The organism is Blautia sp. AF19-10LB, assembly GCF_003461245.1.
Lineage (GTDB): Bacteria > Bacillota > Clostridia > Lachnospirales > Lachnospiraceae > Blautia_A > Blautia_A intestinihominis.
The window spans coordinates 1-19,340 of the sequence record NZ_QTWS01000029.1; the positions used below are offsets into that span (position 1 = coordinate 1).

At 41.8% G+C, this 19,340-nt stretch carries 19 protein-coding genes, 3 pseudogenes and 2 riboswitches; of the genes and pseudogenes, 20 read left to right on the top strand and 2 right to left on the bottom strand.

Annotated elements, in window-relative coordinates:
• The first annotated feature begins 191 nt into the window (after nt 1-191).
• From DWX28_RS14490 to DWX28_RS14540, 10 genes and pseudogenes are all read left to right on the top strand, one after another.
• Entirely contained in the window at nt 192-422 is a 231-nt protein-coding gene (locus tag DWX28_RS14490; RefSeq protein ID WP_118253328.1) for a helix-turn-helix domain-containing protein, read from the top strand.
• A gap of 146 nt (nt 423-568) precedes the next feature.
• Nucleotides 569-883: a hypothetical protein gene (locus DWX28_RS14495; protein ID WP_055219036.1), complete on the top strand. Its 315-nt coding sequence runs from the start codon at nt 569-571 to the stop codon at nt 881-883.
• A gap of 328 nt (nt 884-1,211) precedes the next feature.
• Nucleotides 1,212-2,933, top strand: a pseudogene (locus tag DWX28_RS14505) (MobA/MobL family protein).
• Nucleotides 2,917-3,621 carry a DUF6040 family protein gene (locus DWX28_RS14510; RefSeq protein ID WP_118253336.1) on the top strand — a complete coding sequence of 235 codons (705 nt, stop codon included), beginning with the start codon at nt 2,917-2,919 and terminating at the stop codon, nt 3,619-3,621. The pseudogene DWX28_RS14505 and the gene DWX28_RS14510 overlap by 17 nt, the downstream one beginning before the upstream one ends.
• A gap of 154 nt (nt 3,622-3,775) precedes the next feature.
• Nucleotides 3,776-4,210, top strand: coding sequence for an Rrf2 family transcriptional regulator (locus DWX28_RS14515; protein ID WP_009243644.1), 435 nt, complete (start codon nt 3,776-3,778; stop codon nt 4,208-4,210).
• 211 nt (nt 4,211-4,421) lie between these two features.
• Nucleotides 4,422-4,817, top strand: a complete 396-nt coding sequence (locus DWX28_RS14520) for a pyridoxamine 5'-phosphate oxidase family protein (RefSeq protein ID WP_004844992.1) — start codon at nt 4,422-4,424, stop codon at nt 4,815-4,817.
• A 20-nt stretch (nt 4,818-4,837) separates the two neighbouring features.
• Nucleotides 4,838-4,949, top strand: a riboswitch (FMN riboswitch).
• A gap of 74 nt (nt 4,950-5,023) precedes the next feature.
• Nucleotides 5,024-5,647: an ECF transporter S component gene (locus DWX28_RS14525; protein WP_118253339.1), complete on the top strand. Its 624-nt coding sequence runs from the start codon at nt 5,024-5,026 to the stop codon at nt 5,645-5,647.
• Nucleotides 5,644-6,258, top strand: coding sequence for a 4Fe-4S binding protein (locus tag DWX28_RS14530; protein WP_004844995.1), 615 nt, complete (start codon nt 5,644-5,646; stop codon nt 6,256-6,258). Before DWX28_RS14525 ends, DWX28_RS14530 begins: the two co-directional genes overlap by 4 nt.
• Nucleotides 6,255-7,199, top strand: coding sequence for a Sir2 silent information regulator family NAD-dependent deacetylase (locus DWX28_RS14535; protein WP_118253342.1), 945 nt, complete (start codon nt 6,255-6,257; stop codon nt 7,197-7,199). The genes DWX28_RS14530 and DWX28_RS14535 overlap by 4 nt, the downstream gene beginning before the upstream one ends.
• A complete protein-coding gene (locus DWX28_RS14540; RefSeq protein ID WP_118253344.1) occupies nt 7,196-7,972 on the top strand; it encodes a protein-ADP-ribose hydrolase in 777 nt (258 codons plus the stop codon). The genes DWX28_RS14535 and DWX28_RS14540 overlap by 4 nt, the downstream gene beginning before the upstream one ends.
• A gap of 204 nt (nt 7,973-8,176) precedes the next feature.
• Here DWX28_RS14540 and DWX28_RS14545 read toward each other — a convergent pair whose 3' ends face one another.
• The gene (locus DWX28_RS14545; protein WP_118253346.1) at nt 8,177-8,413 is read right to left on the bottom strand and encodes a DUF6061 family protein; all 237 of its coding nucleotides are present in this window, start codon (nt 8,411-8,413) and stop codon (nt 8,177-8,179) included.
• A 465-nt stretch (nt 8,414-8,878) separates the two neighbouring features.
• Here DWX28_RS14545 and DWX28_RS14550 point away from each other — a divergent pair, with 465 nt between their 5' ends.
• Complete coding sequence (locus DWX28_RS14550) at nt 8,879-9,541, top strand: alpha/beta fold hydrolase (RefSeq protein ID WP_330417673.1); 663 nt, start codon at nt 8,879-8,881, stop codon at nt 9,539-9,541.
• Nucleotides 9,542-9,651: 110 nt separating this feature from the next.
• Here DWX28_RS14550 and DWX28_RS14555 read toward each other — a convergent pair whose 3' ends face one another.
• Entirely contained in the window at nt 9,652-10,005 is a 354-nt protein-coding gene (locus tag DWX28_RS14555; protein ID WP_118253349.1) for a cupin domain-containing protein, read from the bottom strand.
• A 142-nt stretch (nt 10,006-10,147) separates the two neighbouring features.
• Here DWX28_RS14555 and DWX28_RS14560 point away from each other — a divergent pair, with 142 nt between their 5' ends.
• The 9 genes and pseudogenes from DWX28_RS14560 (at nt 10,148) to DWX28_RS14600 (ending at nt 19,297) form a co-directional block, all read left to right on the top strand.
• Entirely contained in the window at nt 10,148-10,480 is a 333-nt protein-coding gene (locus DWX28_RS14560; RefSeq protein ID WP_008373705.1) for a winged helix-turn-helix transcriptional regulator, read from the top strand.
• A gap of 72 nt (nt 10,481-10,552) precedes the next feature.
• Nucleotides 10,553-10,927, top strand: coding sequence for a hypothetical protein (locus DWX28_RS14565; RefSeq protein ID WP_118253352.1), 375 nt, complete (start codon nt 10,553-10,555; stop codon nt 10,925-10,927).
• Nucleotides 10,928-10,994: 67 nt separating this feature from the next.
• Nucleotides 10,995-11,699: pseudogene (locus tag DWX28_RS14570) on the top strand (hypothetical protein); the annotation flags it as partial.
• Nucleotides 11,692-12,534: pseudogene (locus tag DWX28_RS14575) on the top strand (hypothetical protein); the annotation flags it as partial. The pseudogenes DWX28_RS14570 and DWX28_RS14575, both read left to right, overlap by 8 nt.
• A 92-nt stretch (nt 12,535-12,626) precedes the next feature.
• Nucleotides 12,627-13,043, top strand: a complete 417-nt coding sequence (locus tag DWX28_RS14580; RefSeq protein WP_118253355.1) for a phage holin family protein — start codon at nt 12,627-12,629, stop codon at nt 13,041-13,043.
• A gap of 2 nt (nt 13,044-13,045) precedes the next feature.
• Nucleotides 13,046-14,323, top strand: coding sequence for a glucosaminidase domain-containing protein (locus DWX28_RS14585; protein WP_118253399.1), 1,278 nt, complete (start codon nt 13,046-13,048; stop codon nt 14,321-14,323).
• A 266-nt stretch (nt 14,324-14,589) separates the two neighbouring features.
• On the top strand, nt 14,590-14,922 hold the full coding sequence (locus DWX28_RS14590) for a helix-turn-helix domain-containing protein (RefSeq protein WP_173907325.1): 333 nt from the start codon (nt 14,590-14,592) through the stop codon (nt 14,920-14,922).
• A gap of 132 nt (nt 14,923-15,054) precedes the next feature.
• Nucleotides 15,055-15,130, top strand: a riboswitch (cyclic di-GMP riboswitch).
• A gap of 92 nt (nt 15,131-15,222) precedes the next feature.
• Nucleotides 15,223-17,001, top strand: coding sequence for an extracellular solute-binding protein (locus tag DWX28_RS14595; protein WP_118253361.1), 1,779 nt, complete (start codon nt 15,223-15,225; stop codon nt 16,999-17,001).
• A 13-nt stretch (nt 17,002-17,014) separates the two neighbouring features.
• Nucleotides 17,015-19,297, top strand: coding sequence for an ATP-binding protein (locus DWX28_RS14600; RefSeq protein WP_118253363.1), 2,283 nt, complete (start codon nt 17,015-17,017; stop codon nt 19,295-19,297).
• Nucleotides 19,298-19,340: the final 43 nt, after the last annotated feature.

Here is a 19,340-nt window from a genome sequence, read left to right on the forward strand (position 1 = left end):
AGTTCTTTATCTTTCATGCTGATGTGCCTCCTTTTTCGGTATGTCATTACTATACCACGTAACAACATATATTGCAATACGCAATTTAAAGAAAAAAATAAAATTTCATAATGCTTGACAACAAGATGTAAACACGCTATACTGACAGCACAAATAAAATTGCATAATGCAATCAACAAGGAGGTGGTTATATGACGCAAAGAAAGATCGCCTTATCTATTGAGGAAGCTGCTGATTATACGGGAATTGGCAGGAACACCCTGCGAAAGTTGGTAGAGTGGAAGAAACTTCCGGTATTGAAGGTTGGGAGAAAAGTCCTGATCAAAACAGATATGCTGGAACTCTTTATGGAAGCCAACGAGGGCAGGGACTTGAGGGATAAGGGAAATGTGAAAGCAGTCGCAAGAAACGGTTCAACTTAAAAAAGCGGTTCCCGAAGAAACCGCCAAAGGTTCTATCAGACCGGAGCCATGATATACCTACACGCAAGCAGATTATACCATGTACTTCGTCTGACAGACAACAGAGAACTTATGTTTGGAAGAAAAATGAAAGGACGATGATATTTATGGCAAGATCAACAAAGAGTTATGAGGAGCGTATGCTCCAGTTGGAAAAGAAAGAACAGGAAAGCCTTGAGAAAGCAAAACAGTATGCAGCACAGAAACGGGAACTGAAGAAACGTCAGAAAGATGTGGAAACCAAAAAGCGGACACACAGGCTCTGCCAGATTGGCGGTGCGGTGGAATCGGTGCTGGGTTCTGCGATTGAGGAAGAAGATATCCCGAAGCTGATCGGCTTCTTAAAAAGGCAGGAAGCAAACGGAAAGTTTTTCTCAAAGGCAATGCAGAAAGAGCCAGTTGCAAATACGGAGGAAGTGTAATGCCAGAGGGAGTGGGTTTTCCATTCCCTTCATTGCTTTTTCATGAAGGGCGCACTTATGGACAACCAGAGGTCGTCCGTATAAGTTTGCCACAGGTGGCAACCGGTCTGCGCTTATGCTTGCCGGGCTCGTTCCGTCGGCGGGGCTTTCAGCCAGACCTGCTCATGCCGCAGGAGGCACTCTTCGCCAGAGGGGCGCATTCCATGCAGGCTGTTATGCACAGAGCACCCTTACGCAGAGGGCGTTCCGGCAGATACTATTTTCTTTTAGGGAAAACGTTACCTGCCGGAAATCAAAGCCGGATACGGCAGAAAGGGGGAAACGGATCATGGCGATTTTTCATTATACAGTAAAGATTGTTGGACGCAGCAAAGGAAAATCCATCATATTAGCATCTGCTTATCTCAATGGCGATGTGATGAAAAATGAAGAAACAGGCAGGATCAGCTACTACACTTCAAAAAAGAAGTCGTTTATACCAGCCTGATGATGTGTGAAGATGCACCACAGGAATGGCAGAATGTACCTGCTGAAAATATCAGACGGTTCCAGAAATCTGTCCGATATAAAAGGGCAGATAACAAAAAATGCTGCATTGGAAAAATTTAAACTTATTTTTCAGAAGCAGCGTTTATGGAATGAAGTTTTGAGGATAGAAAAAAGTGCAGATGCACAACTCGGCAGGTCATTTGAATTTTCGCTTCCGAAAGAATGGAGCCGACAGGAACAGATTAATCATACAACCGAATATATTCAAAAGACCTTTGTAGATAAGGGAATGTGTGCGGACTGGAGTATTCATGATAAAGGAGATGGAAATCCCCATGTGCATTTACTTGTGACGATGAGACCATTCAATCCAGACCACTCATGGGGGAACAAAGAAGTCAAGGATTGGGATTTTTTCAGAGATGAAAATGGAAATATCGTAGTGGATGAATCCCATCCGGACTGGTGGCAGGATAAAAAGAACCCTGCCCGTCATGGAATCCGAATCCCGGTATTGGACGAAAACGGTAATCCGAAAATCGGTGCAAGGAACCGTAAACAGTGGAAACGTGTATTAACCGATGCTACCGGATGGAACAATCAAAAAAATTGTGAACTATGGCGGAGCGAATGGGCAAACGTCTGTAATGCACATTTGAAAACGGAGAATCACATTGACCACCGTTCTTATGCAAGGCAGGGGAAATTAGAGATACCGACAATCCATGAGGGTGCAGATGCCAGAAAAATTGATGAGAAATTTCAAAATGGGCAGACACCATCCGCTTCATGGAAAGTGGAGGAAAACCAGATCATAAAAAGACAAAATGCACTGCTGAATAAAATACAAATTTCTTTTGGAAAAGTATCCGGTGCATTGACACAATGGAAGGAGCGATTGGATGACATTAGAAGAAAGCCGGGAAGTCATTCCTATGATGGGGACAATGATAAACCAGATCGAGGAACAGCAGAATCTTATGGCAGAGATGGTACAGGAATTGCAGGAACGGGACAGGCAGCTTCTGTCTTTTCAGGAGCAGAACCAGAGTTTAAAAAGCTTAAACAGCGAATTATCCGGGCTGCTGAATCTTTTGCCAGATACCGAAGAACTGCTCTCACAGATTGAGCAACAGAAAATCAGAATCGAACAGTTGGAAACCGAGAATCAGCAATGGCAGGAATTAACGCAGAAGCTGAACAGCGAGAACAGCTTATTGCAGAAACAGAACAGCGAATTGCTGACCTTAAACAGCAGATAGAGAAAGCGAGGGAGATCGATGAGCGAATGCAGAAACTTAGAGAACGTCGGGCAGGTGGAAGAACTTCTGCTGATGACCGAACAGATGCAGGACGAACTGGATCAGAAAGACCAGACAATCCAGGAACTAAACAGGCAGCTAAGCGAATCGCTGACCTTGAACGAGAAATTGAACAGCGAAAACAGAGCCGAGAATATCGAAGCATTGTGGACAAGATTAAGGCAAACAGAGGAACGATTGATCAGCGAGACAGACAACAGGAAAAGAGCCGACGCAGAAGTCGTGGCATGGAAATTTAAGTACGAAAAAGCAGAACAGGAAAAACTTTATGCACAGACACACCAAAAGACGGTTGAGGTAGCTGTTGAGAAAAAAGTGCCTTATGAGAAATGCGAAAAATGTGACCGTACTGTTTACCAAAAAGCAAAAGAGAAATGCGATAACCGAAAAATTCAGTTGGAGAAAAAATATAAAAATATGACGATTGGTTATGAAAGTATCTTGTTTCTACTGGCATGGTACAGCATAACAACAACGCTGTTTACCGCTATTCTTTCACCAGTTTTCCTCAACGACTGTAGCACCTTTTTCGGTGCGTTAGGAAAAGGAATAGGAAGCTTGTTTCGGGAGTTTGTCATAGGTGCAGATTCTTTCGGACAGTTAAGTAATGTAATTTCAAACAGCATCATTTCCGGGATTGTGTACTGGCTGATTGCAACTATTGTTATAGGAATTTTATTCATAATAACAGGATTGATTATAGTTTGGATTGGCTATCAGGTTGGAAAAATCTACCGGAAATATTGTTGGGATATACTCAGCATTATGGTGGCAATAATGAGTACAGCTATCGCAATCTACTTTGGTGAACGGATAAAATCTGTCATGTCGATAAACCTCATTGTATTGTTACTGCTGGTACACGTGGTCTATATCGGAATCCGATGTTATGTGAAAGACTGGCGGGAGGAACGAGGATATTACTAAAACAAAAAGAAAACAGGAAGATTTTGTAAAGTATCTTCCTGTTTTTTCTAAAGCAGACTATTGATTGTATTTATATTAAGTTTTCAACAACAATGTAACCATTGAAATTACATCTGTTTTTTGATATGATTACTGTCAAAGAGAGGTGTTTATAATGCAGATTTCAAGCAGATTTACAATGGCAATCCATATGTTTGCCTGTATAGATACATTTTCGGATCAGAAGATGACTAGTGATTTTATGGCAGCAAGCATTGGAACTAATCCGGTGATTGTTCGTAAAATATTGCAACAATTAAAGGCTGCTGGTCTTATTGAAGTTGCAAGAGGGACAGGCGGTGTGACAATTACCAGACCATTGGAGCAGATTACATTCCTTGATGTGTATAAAGCAGTGGAATGTGCACCAGATGAAGAACTGTTTCATTTTCATGAGAATCCCAATCAGAAATGTCCGGTAGGAAAGAATATTCACCATGTTCTTGATAAGAGACTGTTAGAAGTACAGAAGGCAATGGAGGAAAAACTTTCAGAAATGACACTTGCTGATGTGAAAAAAGATATTGCAGTGTATACAGAGGAAGAGTAGCCTACAGAAGGCTTCGGATGAGTGATTATACCATCACAATTTCCGGAGCCTTTTTGTTTTTCATAATCAATGTAAAATCTTCAAAAGGAGTTGTAACAAAAAAAGTTACAAAAAGTTTGATGTAACTATTGACATTACATTAAACGAATGATATTGTATAGCTACAAGATGTAATAATCATTGTTACAACATATCAAGGAGGTAATTTAAAATGCAGAAAGTAGTAGAATTTTTACAGAAAAACCCGGTTCAGTATTTAGCAACCGTCGGAAGAGATGGAAAGGCAAAATGCCGTCCATTCATGTTCTGTTTTGAGCAGGACGGAAAGCTTTGGTTTTGTACTAACAACACAAAGGATGTTTACAAGGATATGTTAGCAAATCCTGAAGTAGAAGTATCAGTATCTTCCCCTGAATACGCATGGATTCGCCTTCATGGCAAAGCAGTATTTGAGGACAACAAGAGTGTAAAGGAAGGATGTATGAACAATCCTATCGTTAAGGGACAGTACCAGACAGCAGATAATCCTATTTTTGAGGTATTCTATCTTGAAAATCCGCATGGTTTAATCGCAGATTTCTCTGGAAATCCACCTTATGAATTTTAAAGATAATTAACAGAAAAAATTACAGTCTTCGGGGCAAGGTGTAATTCCTGACCGGCAGTATAGTCTGCGAGCAAAAGCTGATATGGTGCAATTCCATAACCGACGGTAAAGTCCGGATGAGAGAAGATATGATAAAACAAGTCCCGCAGGGAATCCCGTCCTGCGGGCTGTTTTAAATTCAGGCATATCTCACAAAAGGGAGATTTATGAGTAACAATACAGCAACTATTAAAACAAGAAAAAATTTAGTTTCTACAAGAACGATAACAATGACAGCTCTACTGGCAGCTATATCATATGTGTTGGCATTTTTAGAGTTTCCGGTTCCTTTGAGTCCATCATTTGCACGAATGGATCTGTCAGATTTACCTGCACTGATTGGGGCGTTTGCTTTTGGACCGGTTACAGGAGTGATGATAGAATTGATAAAAAATATATTACAGCTTCTGTCAACATCAACAGGAGGAATTGGTGAACTTGCCAATTTCCTGATGGGGGCATCCTATGTACTGGCTGCCGGTTTTATATACAAATACAAAAAGACTAAGAAAATGGCGAAGTGGGCATGTGTTATTTCAAGTGTGGTTATGGGAATAGCGGCAGCGATTGCAAATTATTTTATTCTACTTCCACTGTTTGAAATATTTATGCCGCTGGAGCAGCTGATTGCATCATTTGGCGAATTTCTGCCATTTATTAAGACTAAGCTGGACATTGTGCTATTCAATGCATTGCCGTTTAATATCTTAAAAGGCATGGTAATTGGAGCAATTACCATGATGATATATAAAAAACTTACACCGATACTGAAAGGAGAGACTTGGAAATGACAAAAATGGATTATCTTGAACTTCTGGTGGATGAAATTCATTCAACAACAGTTGCAACGATAGGTTCAGATGGACATCCTCAGACAAGAATCATAGATATGATGTACTATGATGAAGAAGGTGTGTATTTCCTTACAGCAACGGGAAAAACATTTTATGACCAGTTAATGGAGCAGCAGTATGTGGCAATATCCGCAACAAAAGACAAAATTGCGGTGTCTCTGCGTGGAAAAATAAAGAACATCGGAAAAAAGAATCTTGATATTATGTTTGAAAAAAATCCATATATGAAGAAAATCTATCCGGGAGATACGAAAGATGCAATCGAAGTGTTTCGGCTGTATGAGGCACAGGGAGAGTATTTTGATATCAGCAATCCATCAAATATTGTGAGGGATACTATAACAATTGGAAAAACCGAGGCAGTTCAGACAGGGTATTTTATTGGAAAAGAATGTATTGGATGCAAACTGTGTTACTCTGTATGTCCGCAAAAATGCATTGATATATCTTCAGTTCCGGTTACTATCAACCAGAATCATTGTCTGCATTGCGGAAGATGTGCAGAAATTTGTCCGAAGCAGTGTATTGAGAAAAGAGGTTCATTATGATTTTTAAGAAAATCAGAAAAGGGCATGCTGACTGGAGAAACTTTTTATGTAGTACTCCGGCAAGGGATTATGTATTCCAAAAAGATGCATATGAAGACCAGATTGACAGGGCAGCAAAGAATATAAGAAATACAGACTGTGTTATAATCGGGGCAGGAGCCGGGGCATCGACAGCTGCGGGAATCCAATATGGTGGTAAAAGGTTTACAGACAATTTTGCAGAATTTATAAAAAAATACGGTGAGTACTACATGACAGATATGTATGCAGCCGGATTTTATCCATATCCGTCTGAGGAGGCAAAGTGGGGATACTGGTCAAAACATGCATTGATGAACCGCTTTGATCCTCCGGCATTGCCGCTTTATACAGAGCTTTATGATCTTGTAAAGAATAAAGAATATTTTGTACTTACAACCAATGTGGATCATCAGTTTTATAAAGCGGGATTCGATGAAAAAAGAATATTTGCAACACAGGGAGATTATGGGAAAATCCAGTGCCAGAAAGCCTGTCATCCAAAGACTTACGATGCAAAAGACCTGTTTCGTAAAATGGATAAAGCAAGAAGAGACTGCCTGATTCCATCAGAACTTGTACCAAAATGTCCGGTGTGTGGCGGCAATATGGCTATGAATCTCCGTTGTGATAATTATTTTGTGGAAGATGAAGCGTGGCATGAGGCAGCTGACAGGTATGCGGGTTTTCTGGAACAGAATATAGATAAAAAGGTTGTTCTTTTGGAACTTGGAGTTGGATTTAATACGCCGATTATTATACGTTTCCCTTTTGAGAAGATGGTGAGGGAGAACTCGTCTTATAGTTTGATACGCTTGAATATGGATGAAGCGGTAGTTCCGGAAAGCTTCGGGGAACGTGCAATCGGTATTGGCGGTGATATGGCAAAGGCAATTACTGATATAAGGGGGCTGGTATTATGACACAGGATGAGCGAAGAGAATATCTGATTCAGTATCTTTTGAAAGAAGAAATACCGTTTGGCAGACAGAACATTCCTATGGATAAGCAGGGGCAGGAAAATCTGCTCCGCTCACTTATGAATGTCAGACCGCCAAGACCAATCAGTAATGATTTTTTGAAAATACAGGATGAGTATCTTACAGAAAGAAATATAGAGCGTGGAATCACAGATGTTGACACGCTTGCACCTGTAAAATCCGATTCGAGATTATATATCTGGCAGGGGGATATTACCACTTTGAAATGTGATGCGATCGTGAATGCGTGTAACTCACAGATGCTTGGTTGTTTTTCACCGATGCATGCCTGTATTGATAACTTTATTCATACTTATGCTGGAATGGAACTGCGTCTGAAAATGCATGAAATTATGGCAAAGCAGGGGCATGAAGAAGAGACCGGCAAAGCAAAGATAACATCGGGATACAATCTTCCGACAAAATATATTCTTCATACGGTAGGACCTATTATACAATGGAAAGTCACAAAAGAAGATGAAGACCTGTTGGCAAGCTGCTACACAGAGTGCCTAAAGCTTGCAGCTGATACTGGTGTGGAATCTATTGCATTCTGTTGTTTGTCTACAGGTGTATTCCGTTTTCCACAGCAACGAGCTGCCGAGATTGCAACGAACACTGTAAAGCAGTATCTTAACAAAGACAGCAGAATAAAAAAGGTAATCTTTAATGTGTTTAAGGATGAAGATTTAAAAATATACAGTGGATTGTTATAAGCGTCTGTTGAAATATCCGATAAATCTTATTGTACTGTTACTGCCTGAGAATGTGATTTATATTGGAATCCGATATTAAGTGAAAGAATGGTGGGAAGAACGAGAATATTATTAAAAAAAAATGGACAGTTCACCAATTGGGGGGCGTCCACTGAGAGGACGGCGGTTAGTCACCGCCTCCTACTTAATTTTTAACAGGAAATATTAAAGTTCAAGTGAATCTTCTGCATCAACCCACATCTGTAAATTTCCATCAAGATATAATCTTGCATATTCCAGTGGTTCGTCAATAGCAAGTGCATTTAATGCACAGTCTGATCCAGGCGTGGTTTTTAAGTCCTTCTCAGCTTCCCAGCAGTCAATGCGAAGCATATAGCCGGCACTGGTATAAACATCAATACTGTTGCATTGTGGATTATATTCTGCAAATATTGTTCTCATCGTATCTTATCTCCTTATCGATCAATAAATCATCAGTTATAAAAATCAGAAGCATTTCAATCAGTTCACCATGTCACTTTTATTTTGTGTTATACTGTTTTATATGATTTTCTTGCCCTTGTATTTTCCCTTATCAGAGTTTGTAAACACTGGCGGGACGATATAACACAAGGGAAACAATAAGGGAAAGCTCACCTGCGACAAATCCAGTGTTTTCAAGGGTTTACAGAGAATTTAATAACAAAATATAACAGTTATTAAATCTCTTAAAACAGGTGAAATCTCAATCGGAATTTGTGGAGGGGAGCCCAATGAAAGAAAAAACTTATCATACTCGATGCGGAACGATTCACTATTGGGCAAGCGTGTCAAACCCGGATACAATTACGCTTGTTCTTCTACCGGGATTGACGGCAGACCATAGATTGTTTGATAAGCAGATTCAGTATTTCGAGAACAGGTATAATGTTATCGTCTGGGATGCACCGGCACACGCTTCCTCATGGCCGTTTCGGTTTGATTTTGAATTTGTTCGACAAGGCAAAATGGCTGGATGATATCTTAAACCAAGAAGGACTTACAAAGCCTGTTATTGTCGGTCAGTCTATGGGTGGATATGTGGGACAGGCTTATGCGCATCTTTACCCAGACAAAATGACAGGCTTTGTCTCCATTGACTCTGCACCGCTGCAACGAAGCTATGTGACGGCAGTTGAGATCTGGCTTTTGAAACGGATGGAGCCGGTATATGCTCATTATCCGTGGAAATGGCTCCTGAAATCGGGGTCGGAAGGCGTTGCCACGACTGACTATGGTAGAAGCCTCATGCATGAAATGATGCTGACTTATGACGGAAACCAGAAACGCTATGCACAAATTGCTGGACATGGCTATCGTATTTTGGTAGCGGCCATGGAAAAGAATCTGCCGTATGAAATCAAGTGTCCCGCATTATTGATGTGCGGCACACAAGATCACGCTGGTTCGTGTATACGGTACAACAAAGCATGGCATCGCAATACGAAAATTCCCTTGACGTGGATCGAAGGAGCAGGACACAATTCCAATACAGACAAACCCGAACAGGTGAATCGTTTGATAGAGGAATTTGTTGCTGATATTTTATAACAGACAACTTCTTGTTTGAAAAATTGAGAAAACGTAATATTGAACAAAAAAGAAATGCACAGTTCTTAGCTTATCGTGAACTGTGCATTTTTGTAAATAAATACTTTTAATTAGCCGATTACGGCATCCTCTGCTGTAAAATGTTCCAGAGAATTTTCTTTTACCTGAATGCAGATATAAGTAATTCCAGAAATATCGGATGCAAAAAACTGACGCTTTGCAGCAGGTGCGATTTTTATCCAGTCTCCAGTTGAAAGGCTAATTTCTTCTCCATCAATTATGGCTTTGCCATTACCTGAAAGAATTCCATAGATTTCTTCATTTTCTTTATGAGAATGAACAAATGGGATATTTGTTCCTGCAGGTAGTTCGTTTAAACTGATTTCTGCACCTGTTAAAGACAACTTTTCATGCAGCTCAATTCGGTTTTCCTTTCCAATAGTTGTTTTTGTGTAATTTGCCATAATAATACCTCCATAGTTAATTTGTAGTTTCTAGTTGCTTGGTGTTAGTATAGTGTGAGACACATACAAAAACAAGTACGCACCTTTTTGTAACTGTACACTCAAAATCGAATGTGTTACAATAGCCTCGGAGGTGAGAATTATGCGAGCAAAAGAAGAATTACCGGAATGCCCAGTTGCAACAGCAGTATCTCTCATCGGAGGAAAATGGAAACTGCTGATTTTGCGTAACTTGAAAGAGCGTCCATGGAGATTCAATGAGCTACAACGAAGTATAGATGGTATTTCACAAAAGGTTTTGACAGATAGTTTAAGACAAATGATGAGTGATGGACTGGCATATCGCCACGATTACCATGAGCAGCCACCAAGAGTTGAATACGGCTTAACGGAACTCGGAACAAAAATGCTTCCAATTGTTAATTCACTTGCTGACTTTGGTAACTACTATAAATCAATTATTGAACAGAATTAAGGACGTTAGTATTTGAAAAGCTCGAACAATTCCAGTTTGCAGGGCAGGCGGCTGTCATGGAGATGAAGAAGAATGGATGAGAAGAAAGCTTACTGGTTTGAACAGCCATATATGCCGCAGATGAAAAATATTGCGGTGGCACCTGTTATTCTGGAAGATGGAAGGCTGTCTTTCTGTGTTCCGGGAGATGGTGGTCCTCCGTGGTCAGGGGTGTGGAATCTGACGGGAGAGGTTGTTCTGGACGGGGATGATTATTTTGAGTTCCAGTGTGATGATGAAGTGATGCACAGACTGGGCGGAACGTATAAGTTTTATGCATTGGATATTGATACATTCCGACGGGAAACACGCCGGTGGATATCTCAGGGAAAAGAAATTGCAGACTGCTGTAAAACAACAGAAGAACTGCATGAATGGTATCTGAAACACTGGACTTACAACAGATAGGATGATTATATTTACGAAGGCATCAGTCAGTTGGCTGGTGCTTTTTTCGTGGGGAAATGGAGGTGGCGGGATGTATCCTGTGATGAAGGTGGAGCAGAGACACCGGTTTTCTTCCAGTTTTTCGGATTTTATCACCAGGTACACGGCAGTGAGTTCCACCAACAAGCAGACGCAGATTGCAGAGTATTATGCTCTGGATCCGGATAATGGGCTGACCATGAACCTGGGAGTGAACCCGCTTCTGCAGTTTGGGTTAAAGGAGACCAGGGAGATGCTGTGCAGGAATATCCTGGCGGATCTGTCCGTGATCCGGTATGTGCCGTTTGATTCGGATACCATCGGGAACCCTGCCCTGGATCCGGGGGATGTGCTGACGTTTGCAGGAGGACAGGCGGATGAGGGACAGATTACCTGTATCACTTCCATCCGGCAGAAGATCGGGGGAAAACAGAGCCTGAAATGTGTGGGAAAGAATCCGAGGCTGGCTCAGGCGAAGTCAAGGAATGACAAGAATATTTCGGGGCTGCTGAACCAGATTGAAGACAATGCAAAGACCGGGAAGATCGGGATCCATACGTTTACCAATGCTTCTGCGCATGAAATCGGGCAGACCAGGGTGAAGCTGGTCAGTATCCAGTTTGCTTCTTCTGAGGAAAACCATATGCAGTTTTTTGCACAGATTGTTGTGGATGTGGCTGCGGATCATGTGGAACGGTCTGCAGAGGCATCCGGGACTGTGGTGCTTCCGTTTCCGGGTGGAAGCGGCAGTGGAACTGGATTTTGAAAAGAACCTATTGTATTCCATCACCTTTGGGACTTCCAGTGTGACCATTACGAAGATCCGGATCCCGGTGTTTAATATCGGGCTGAATGAGAAGCTGGATGATACCACTTATACCGTACTGGAAGAGCAGACACTGACAACGGAAAGCTTTACGTTCCTGGGGGATTATACAAAGTACGGGGAATTTATGGACGGGCATGACGGATACTGGTATGGATTTTCCAATGAGCCGAATGTTTCCGGGGATGCGAAGATGGTGTGGATCCGGATCTCCAAAAAGGATTATTCCTTTACGGAGGGGAGTTGGACACTGTCCAAGGCGAAGCTGTCAGAAGTGGGTACAAGGGCAAAGGATGGTTCCTATCCGGAGCGGAATGTAAAATGCTGTGTGAGGAAGGGGTATCTGTATGTGCCTTCCTATGACAAGAAGGGAGTTTATAAGATCAATACTGCAAATTCAGCGGATGTGACGCTGATCCCGCTGGGCTTTACTTCCAAGCTGAAATCTCTTGGCGAGGCAGGTTCCTGTGAGGTGTATATGACACTGCTCGGAGACATGATCGTGGCAGGGGATTTCCAGATCACGGCGGATGACAGGGTGATCAAAACGCAGGGGAGCGCAAGGTTTGAAGCTATGGCAACGCCTTTGTTCCAGTATAAGAACTTTGTGTTTATGTGGGGCGGCAGTTACGGGAAGGAGCACAGGTGTGCTTACCTTCTGACGCCTTATCTGGCAAGTATCAATAATCTTTCGTCAGCGGTGGTGAAGAATACGGATAAGACTATGAAGATCACGTATACGCTGACAGAAGAAACAATGTAGGTCTTTCTGCCGCAGGGCATGAAGATAGAAAACTTATTTACGGCAGTTCTCAGAAATGGGAGCTGCTTTTTTCATGGGAGGAGGATTCTGGCATGAAGGAATTTTGGAACTTTATTCAGATGGTTTTTATGGCTGTAGGCGGATGGCTGGGCTGGTTTATGGGAGGCTGTGACGGGCTTCTGTATGCCCTGATCGCTTTTGTGGTGATCGATTACCTGACCGGGGTGATGTGTGCTTTTGCGGACCATACGCTTTCCAGTGAGGTGGGCTTCCGGGGGATCTGCAGAAAGGTGCTGATCTTTTTGCTAGTGGGAATGGCGAATATTCTGGATGTGGCTGTGATTGGGAACGGATCTGTGCTTAGAACGGCGGTGATCTTTTTCTATATTTCCAATGAGGGTGTGAGTTTGCTGGAGAATGCAGGGCATCTGGGGCTACCGATCCCGCAGAAGATGAAGGATGTGCTGGAACAGCTGCATGACAGAGGGGAAGGAAGTGATGGGGAATGAGGATTGCAAGGGAGAAATTTATCGCAGATATTGCGGGGTATGTGAAGAAGTATGCAGGACAGTATGGGATTTTGGTGTACTCGCCTGTGATCGCACAGGCAGTGTTGGAATCCGGATGGGGCGAGAGCCGGCTGGCCAGTCAGTACTATAACTATTTTGGACTGAAATGTGGCACCAGATGGACTGGCAGGTCTGTAAATATGCGCACAAAGGAAGAATACAGGGAAGGGACGCTGACTTCCATCCGTGACAATTTCCGGGTGTTTGATTCCATGGAAGAGGGCGTAAAGGGCTATTTTGAATTTATCCAGCTGGAACGGTACCGTAACCTGCAGGGAATCCGGGATCCGCAGGAGTATCTGGAAACCATCCGTGCTGACGGGTATGCCACTTCTTTTTCCTATGTGGAAGACTGCATGAAGGTGATCCGTCAGTATGAACTGACAAGATTTGATGAAGGGGGATGTGAGACTATGGCAAAGACTGCTGGGAGTGTTCTGGATGTGATGAGGGGCTGGCTGGGATTCAGTGAGGCCAATGGAAAGTTTAAGGAGATCATTGATCTGTATAACAGTGTGAAGCCGCTTCCAAGAGGATATGCGGTGCAGTATTCGGATGAATGGTGTGATACCTGTGTGTCTGCTGCCGGGATCAAGGCAGGATGCAGTGATCTGATCGGCAGGGAATGCGGTGTTGAGGAGCATGTGAAGATTTTTAAAAAGATGGGGATCTGGATTGAGGATGGCACCATCACGCCGGAGCCGGGTTATGTGATTGTCTATAACTGGGATAAGGCAGCACAGCCGAATGACGGGTATAGTGATCATATGGGTTTTGTGGAGAAGGTTTCCGGCGGAATGATTACTGCTATTGAAGGTAACAGGGGTGAAAAGGTTGACAGAAGGGTGATCCCCCTGGGATGGGGATATATCCGCGGGTATGCGGCTCCACGGTATGAGAAGGCTGTGAATGGAACCGGCGGGAATACCGGTACAGGAAAGAAGAGTGTGGAAGCTGTGGCGAAGGAAGTGCTTGCCGGAAAATGGGGAAACGGTGAGGACAGAAAAAAGAGACTGCAGGCAGCAGGGTATGATTATGGGGCAGTGCAGGCGAAGGTGAATGAGCTGGTGAAAGGCAGTAACAAAAAGAGTGTGGAAACTGTGGCAAAGGAAGTTATTGCTGGAAAGTGGGGGAACGGCGAGGACAGGAAGAAGAGACTGCAGGCAGCGGGATATGATTATGGGGCAGTGCAGAAAAAAGTGAATGCGTTGATGAGATAGTAGAAAGCCTGCTGTTGTCTGTGGAGAAATTTGTGGATGATGGCAGGCTTATTTTTTTTGTTTGAGGTTTCAAACTTTTATGTGACAAACATAACTGTCTGTGCTATTATAAAAACAATATAAGCGAAAATGACTTTTGCGGAAACGAAAGTATCTTTATATATTTTTTATGCGTATACTTCCTATTACGGTATTAAATAATTGCAAAGTTGATTACTAATATTTTTTCATTATTACAGGTACAATAAGAACATGTAATAGTGGAAATGAGGTATAGTTACTTGCAGATAGAGAAGTATATTGCGGATAAAATAACATCTTTGTGTGAAAAGCGAGATATCAGTAAATATAGATTATCGCAGCTGTCGGGAATTTCCCAGTCGTCACTGGGAAGAATCATGGCGCAGGAAAACCTGCCGTCGCTGATCACACTTGAAAAAATATGTGCAGCTTTGGGCGTGACATTATCGCAGTTTTTTCAGGAAGGTAATTCAGAGAATCTGACAGAAAAACAGAAAGAAGTTCTAGGGATATGGAACGATCTGAGTACAAATGAGCAGGAAACAGTAATGTCAATGCTGCGTGGACTTCGGAAGTAGAAGAACAGTTCGAGTATATGTATCGGCTGTTCTTTTTTGTTTTTGAACGTTAAAACAGTAATTTTTTCTTGTGCATAGTAGAACGTTAAAGTATAATAAAATCAGTTTTTTGCATAAGTTTAAAAGCTATAATAAGGAAATCGGCAAACCAGATGAAAGTCTGGGACGCAAAGCTACAGGGCCTGTAAAATGGCAGCCAGTTGCATGAAATGACGTGCACTGTCTGTTTGACAGTGTTTTTTTTGCGGTGTTATTTCATAGACGTAACAATAATGATTTTATCAGGAAAGAGAGAAAAATATGAAAATCAAAAAAGTACAAAGCGTATGTCTTATTTTGGCATGTATAGCAGCAACAGGACTTATAGGATGTGGAAAAACAGATGAAACGTCAAAGAAGCACGAAGCAATTACTTTTATGGCTCCTTATCTGGAGGTGGACAGCTTTATAGAAGAGGTGCATAAAACATATCCGGAGATTGAGCTTGAAGTAGTCCCGTACAGCGGAGCAAACACAACAACCTGTCTGCAGAATATGTTAGAGGCAGATGATCTTCCGGACATCTGCACACAGACTTTTTATAAGCCGGATGTGGTGGATGTCAGTGATAAGATGATTGATCTCTCCGGATACGATTTTACAGATAATTATGTGGAATCACGTCTGAAAGATGTATCCGATGATGGTGCACTTTATATGCTTCCATCTTTGTACAACTGTTATGGAATCACTTATAATAAAACACTGCTTGAGAAAAATGGCTGGAAACTGCCAACATCTTTTACAGAGCTTGAAGAACTTGCAGACAAAGCAAAAGAAGCAGGAGTTACGTTATGTATGGCACAGATTCAGTACCCAGGTTCAGCCTTTCAGTATATATGTAATATTGCGGATGCGGGATTCCTTAGTACCATGTCTGGAAAGCAGTGGCAGAAAGATTACCTGTCAGGAAAGGCAAATGTAAGCGATACACCAGGCATGATGGAAAGTATGGAATATATCCAAAAGTGGAAAGACCTTGGGATGCTTGACTGCAGCAACAGTGATCCGGCAGATGATAGCAAAACAAGAGAAGATTTTATAAAGGGAAACTCACTGTTTCTATTGGGACCACAGAATGGCATTATGGACACAGAAGATACAATGGACAAATTTGGTCTGATGCCATACCTGTCTGAAGACGGAAGCAGGAATGTATTTATTTTAAATGTAAACCGTTATTATGGATTGAATAAAGAGCTGGAGAATCATCCTGAGAAACTTGAAGACGCATTAAAAGTCATGAAGGTATTGTCTACGGTAGAAGGAACCAGCGCCCTGTATCCGGACAGCACATTAAAAGCAGGACTACTTCCTTTCAAAGATGCAAAGGCAGATGACACCTTTTATGCAGATATTTCAGATATGATCAATGCAGGGAATACGACACCGTTTATTTATGCTGGATGGGAAAATACGATTGTAAATACCGGAAACAAAATGCTGGAATTCATGCAGGATAAGGCATCAATAAAGGATGTGTCAGATCAGCTGGATGAGGATCAGGACAGCGTGGTAAATAACCAGCCGGAAGTGATTACAACAGTCACAGAGGAAATCTCACAGGAAAGCTGTGCAAAGCTGGTGGGCAGATGTTTTGCCGAGGCGACCGGAAGTGACATTGCTCTTATATCTCTTGGAACATGGATCAGTGGAAATGGTACGAACCAGAACAATGATGGCGTGAGCGGAAAACTGTATGCAAAGAATATTACAGACTATGATATCTGTACCATTCTTCCGACTGGCTGGTCACGGACTATTAATACAATCAGGCTGACAGGAAAACAGATTCGGGCATTGTATGAAGAAGGTTACGATGCAGTTGGTACAGGTAAGAATTATCCATATATGCTGGTAAATCCTGAAGATATGAAACTGGAGGATGGAAAGACTTATCAGGTCGCAATTTCCGGAATCAGTGAAAAACTGGCGTCAGAAACGGAAGTGACAGACAGTGGTATTGTGGGTATGGATGCGGCAAAAGAGTTTTTGGGGCAATTTAAGACTTTAAGTGAAGCAGACGCTGAATGGAAATAAGCGGAGGGGAAGGATGCGGAAGGCAAAGAGTTACCGAAACTTAATATTGGGCTGCTGTATGGCTGGCGGAGCGATGCTTCTTGCATTTTTTTTCCTGTATCATACTTATATCCAGGATATTATCTATGAGGAACGATTAAACCAGATGGAAGAGATTACCCATCAGATGTTTCAAAATCTGGAGGATGTAATCGATTCCCACTGGGACCGGGTAACGGAAGAATGTAATTATCTGAAAGATGCAAATATACAGACTACAGATGAGCTATGCAGACATATGAAAAAGAAATATGAATTATCAGCATATGCAGATCATAAGATCATGTTGATGGCAGTGGATTCAGAAGGCGGATATTATACAGAATCCGGAAACAGGGGACTTTTCCGGGATCTGGATTATTTTGAAGAAAATCCTGAAAAGATCAGTTTTGTTTTTGATTCTATGACGGATAACCAGTCAAAGATGATATTTCTGAATCGTCTGCAGGAACCCATAGATCTTCAGAATGGAGAAAAGAAAACTTCAATTCTCTATTTTGGAATTGCTCAGGACATGGAACAGCTGAATCCTTATTTTAACTGCGAGGCATATAATGGAAACAACAGTGTGTATGTACTGGATGATAATGGATTTAAATTGTTCAATAGCAATCAAGTAGAACTAATCAAGGGACATAATGTTTTTTCTGTTTTACAGAACATGAAGTATCTTCACAATTCTTCCTTTGAGAAAACAAAGGCGGAACTGGAAGAAAAAGGCTGCAGTTATTCTAATGCAGTTCTGGATGGAACAGAATATTTTTACGGGTTAAAAAGAATGGAAAATGCCGAATGGACCCTTATCTTTCTGGTTCCGGCAGAATATGTTGCTACGAATACCTTAAAACTTGTCAATTTTGTTACGATAGTTATCGTTATCTTTACGGTTATCGCAGCTGTCTGCGTTATGCTGGGAATTTCTCTTATTATGCGTAGAAATCAACAGGAAGCGATTCGTGTGGAGCGGGAAAATAATGCGAGACTGGAAACAGTGAATACAGAACTGCGGCAGGCAAAAAAAGCGGCAGAGGAAGCTTTTCAGGTGGCAGAGGAAGCGAACAGATCCAAGAGTAGTTTTCTTGCCAATATGTCTCACGATATACGTACTCCTATGAATGCAATCATTGGTATTACGTCATTGGTCCGACATGATGCCGCTGATAAAGGCAAGGTAATAGAGTATGCAGATAAAATAGATATTTCATCACAGCATCTGTTAGGAATTATTAATGATGTTTTGGATATGAGTAAGATTGAGGCAGGAAAAACAGTCTTCAAGTATTCTGACTTTTCTATTCTGGATTTTATTCAGGAACTTGACACTATATTTCATTCTCAAATATATGAAAAGAAGCAGACACTTACAATTATAAAAGAAAACATCCGTCATGAATGGGTGAATGGAGATCGGGTTCATTTGATGCAGATTTTCAGTAATCTGCTGTCTAATGCGATTAAATATACACAGGAAGGTGGAAAAATTCAGCTTCTGGCAGAAGAATGTGAATCGAATTCATCTGTTTATGCAAAGTATCGCTTTTTAGTCAGAGATAACGGCATGGGAATGTCGGCAGATTTCAAGGATATAATCTTTGATGCATTTACCCGTGCAGAAAATTCCCTAACAAATAAGATACAGGGAACAGGTCTTGGAATGGCAATCACCAAAAATCTGGTTGATTCGATGGGCGGAACGATCGATGTAGAAAGTGAACCGGGACAAGGCAGCTGTTTTGAGATTTTTATGGATCTGAAAATTGCAGAAGAAAGATCTGTTTCTCCGGCGTCACAGGCAGAAACAGATGAGCAGGATGGTAATATCCTGCAGGGTATGCGGTTCCTGTGTGCAGAGGATAATGAGATAAATGCAGAAATCCTGACAGAACTGTTAAAGATTGAAGGTGCGGAATGTACCATCTGTGAAAATGGTGAAGAGATTTTGAAAACATTTGAACAGTCTGATCCAGGTGATTATGACATGATTCTAATGGATGTGCAGATGCCTGTTATGAATGGTTATGAGGCAACGAAGGCAATCCGCAGAAGTTCCCATAAACTGGCAAAGACGATTCCGATTATTGCCATGACTGCCAATGCATTCTCAGAAGACATTCAGCATTCCCTTGCGGCTGGCATGAATGCACATGTTTCAAAACCGGTTGAGATGAAGGTGCTGGAAAAGACGATCAGAAGCATAAAATCTGGTGGGGGGGGGTACCGAACCGCAGGTCACTGTACAGTGACGAATGGAAAGTAACCGGACATAGAAGAATCAAAAAGGATAGTTAGGGATGGACAGA

What these genes read in the sequence shown, in the direction of transcription:
- DWX28_RS14550 (WP_330417673.1), top strand. Translation starts at nt 8,879, where the DNA reads ATGTTATCGTCTGGGATGCACCGGCACACGCTTCCTCATGGCCGTTTC.
- DWX28_RS14545 (WP_118253346.1), bottom strand. Translation starts at nt 8,413, where the DNA reads ATGAGAACAATATTTGCAGAATATAATCCACAATGCAACAGTATTGAT.
- DWX28_RS14560 (WP_008373705.1), top strand. Translation starts at nt 10,148, where the DNA reads ATGCGAGCAAAAGAAGAATTACCGGAATGCCCAGTTGCAACAGCAGTA.
- DWX28_RS14525 (WP_118253339.1), top strand. Translation starts at nt 5,024, where the DNA reads ATGAGTAACAATACAGCAACTATTAAAACAAGAAAAAATTTAGTTTCT.
- DWX28_RS14535 (WP_118253342.1), top strand. Translation starts at nt 6,255, where the DNA reads ATGATTTTTAAGAAAATCAGAAAAGGGCATGCTGACTGGAGAAACTTT.
- DWX28_RS14540 (WP_118253344.1), top strand. Translation starts at nt 7,196, where the DNA reads ATGACACAGGATGAGCGAAGAGAATATCTGATTCAGTATCTTTTGAAA.
- DWX28_RS14600 (WP_118253363.1), top strand. Translation starts at nt 17,015, where the DNA reads ATGCGGAAGGCAAAGAGTTACCGAAACTTAATATTGGGCTGCTGTATG.
- DWX28_RS14565 (WP_118253352.1), top strand. Translation starts at nt 10,553, where the DNA reads ATGGATGAGAAGAAAGCTTACTGGTTTGAACAGCCATATATGCCGCAG.
- DWX28_RS14490 (WP_118253328.1), top strand. Translation starts at nt 192, where the DNA reads ATGACGCAAAGAAAGATCGCCTTATCTATTGAGGAAGCTGCTGATTAT.
- DWX28_RS14555 (WP_118253349.1), bottom strand. Translation starts at nt 10,005, where the DNA reads ATGGCAAATTACACAAAAACAACTATTGGAAAGGAAAACCGAATTGAG.
- DWX28_RS14595 (WP_118253361.1), top strand. Translation starts at nt 15,223, where the DNA reads ATGAAAATCAAAAAAGTACAAAGCGTATGTCTTATTTTGGCATGTATA.
- DWX28_RS14590 (WP_173907325.1), top strand. Translation starts at nt 14,590, where the DNA reads ATGAGGTATAGTTACTTGCAGATAGAGAAGTATATTGCGGATAAAATA.
- DWX28_RS14495 (WP_055219036.1), top strand. Translation starts at nt 569, where the DNA reads ATGGCAAGATCAACAAAGAGTTATGAGGAGCGTATGCTCCAGTTGGAA.
- DWX28_RS14530 (WP_004844995.1), top strand. Translation starts at nt 5,644, where the DNA reads ATGACAAAAATGGATTATCTTGAACTTCTGGTGGATGAAATTCATTCA.
- DWX28_RS14515 (WP_009243644.1), top strand. Translation starts at nt 3,776, where the DNA reads ATGCAGATTTCAAGCAGATTTACAATGGCAATCCATATGTTTGCCTGT.
- DWX28_RS14520 (WP_004844992.1), top strand. Translation starts at nt 4,422, where the DNA reads ATGCAGAAAGTAGTAGAATTTTTACAGAAAAACCCGGTTCAGTATTTA.
- DWX28_RS14580 (WP_118253355.1), top strand. Translation starts at nt 12,627, where the DNA reads ATGAAGGAATTTTGGAACTTTATTCAGATGGTTTTTATGGCTGTAGGC.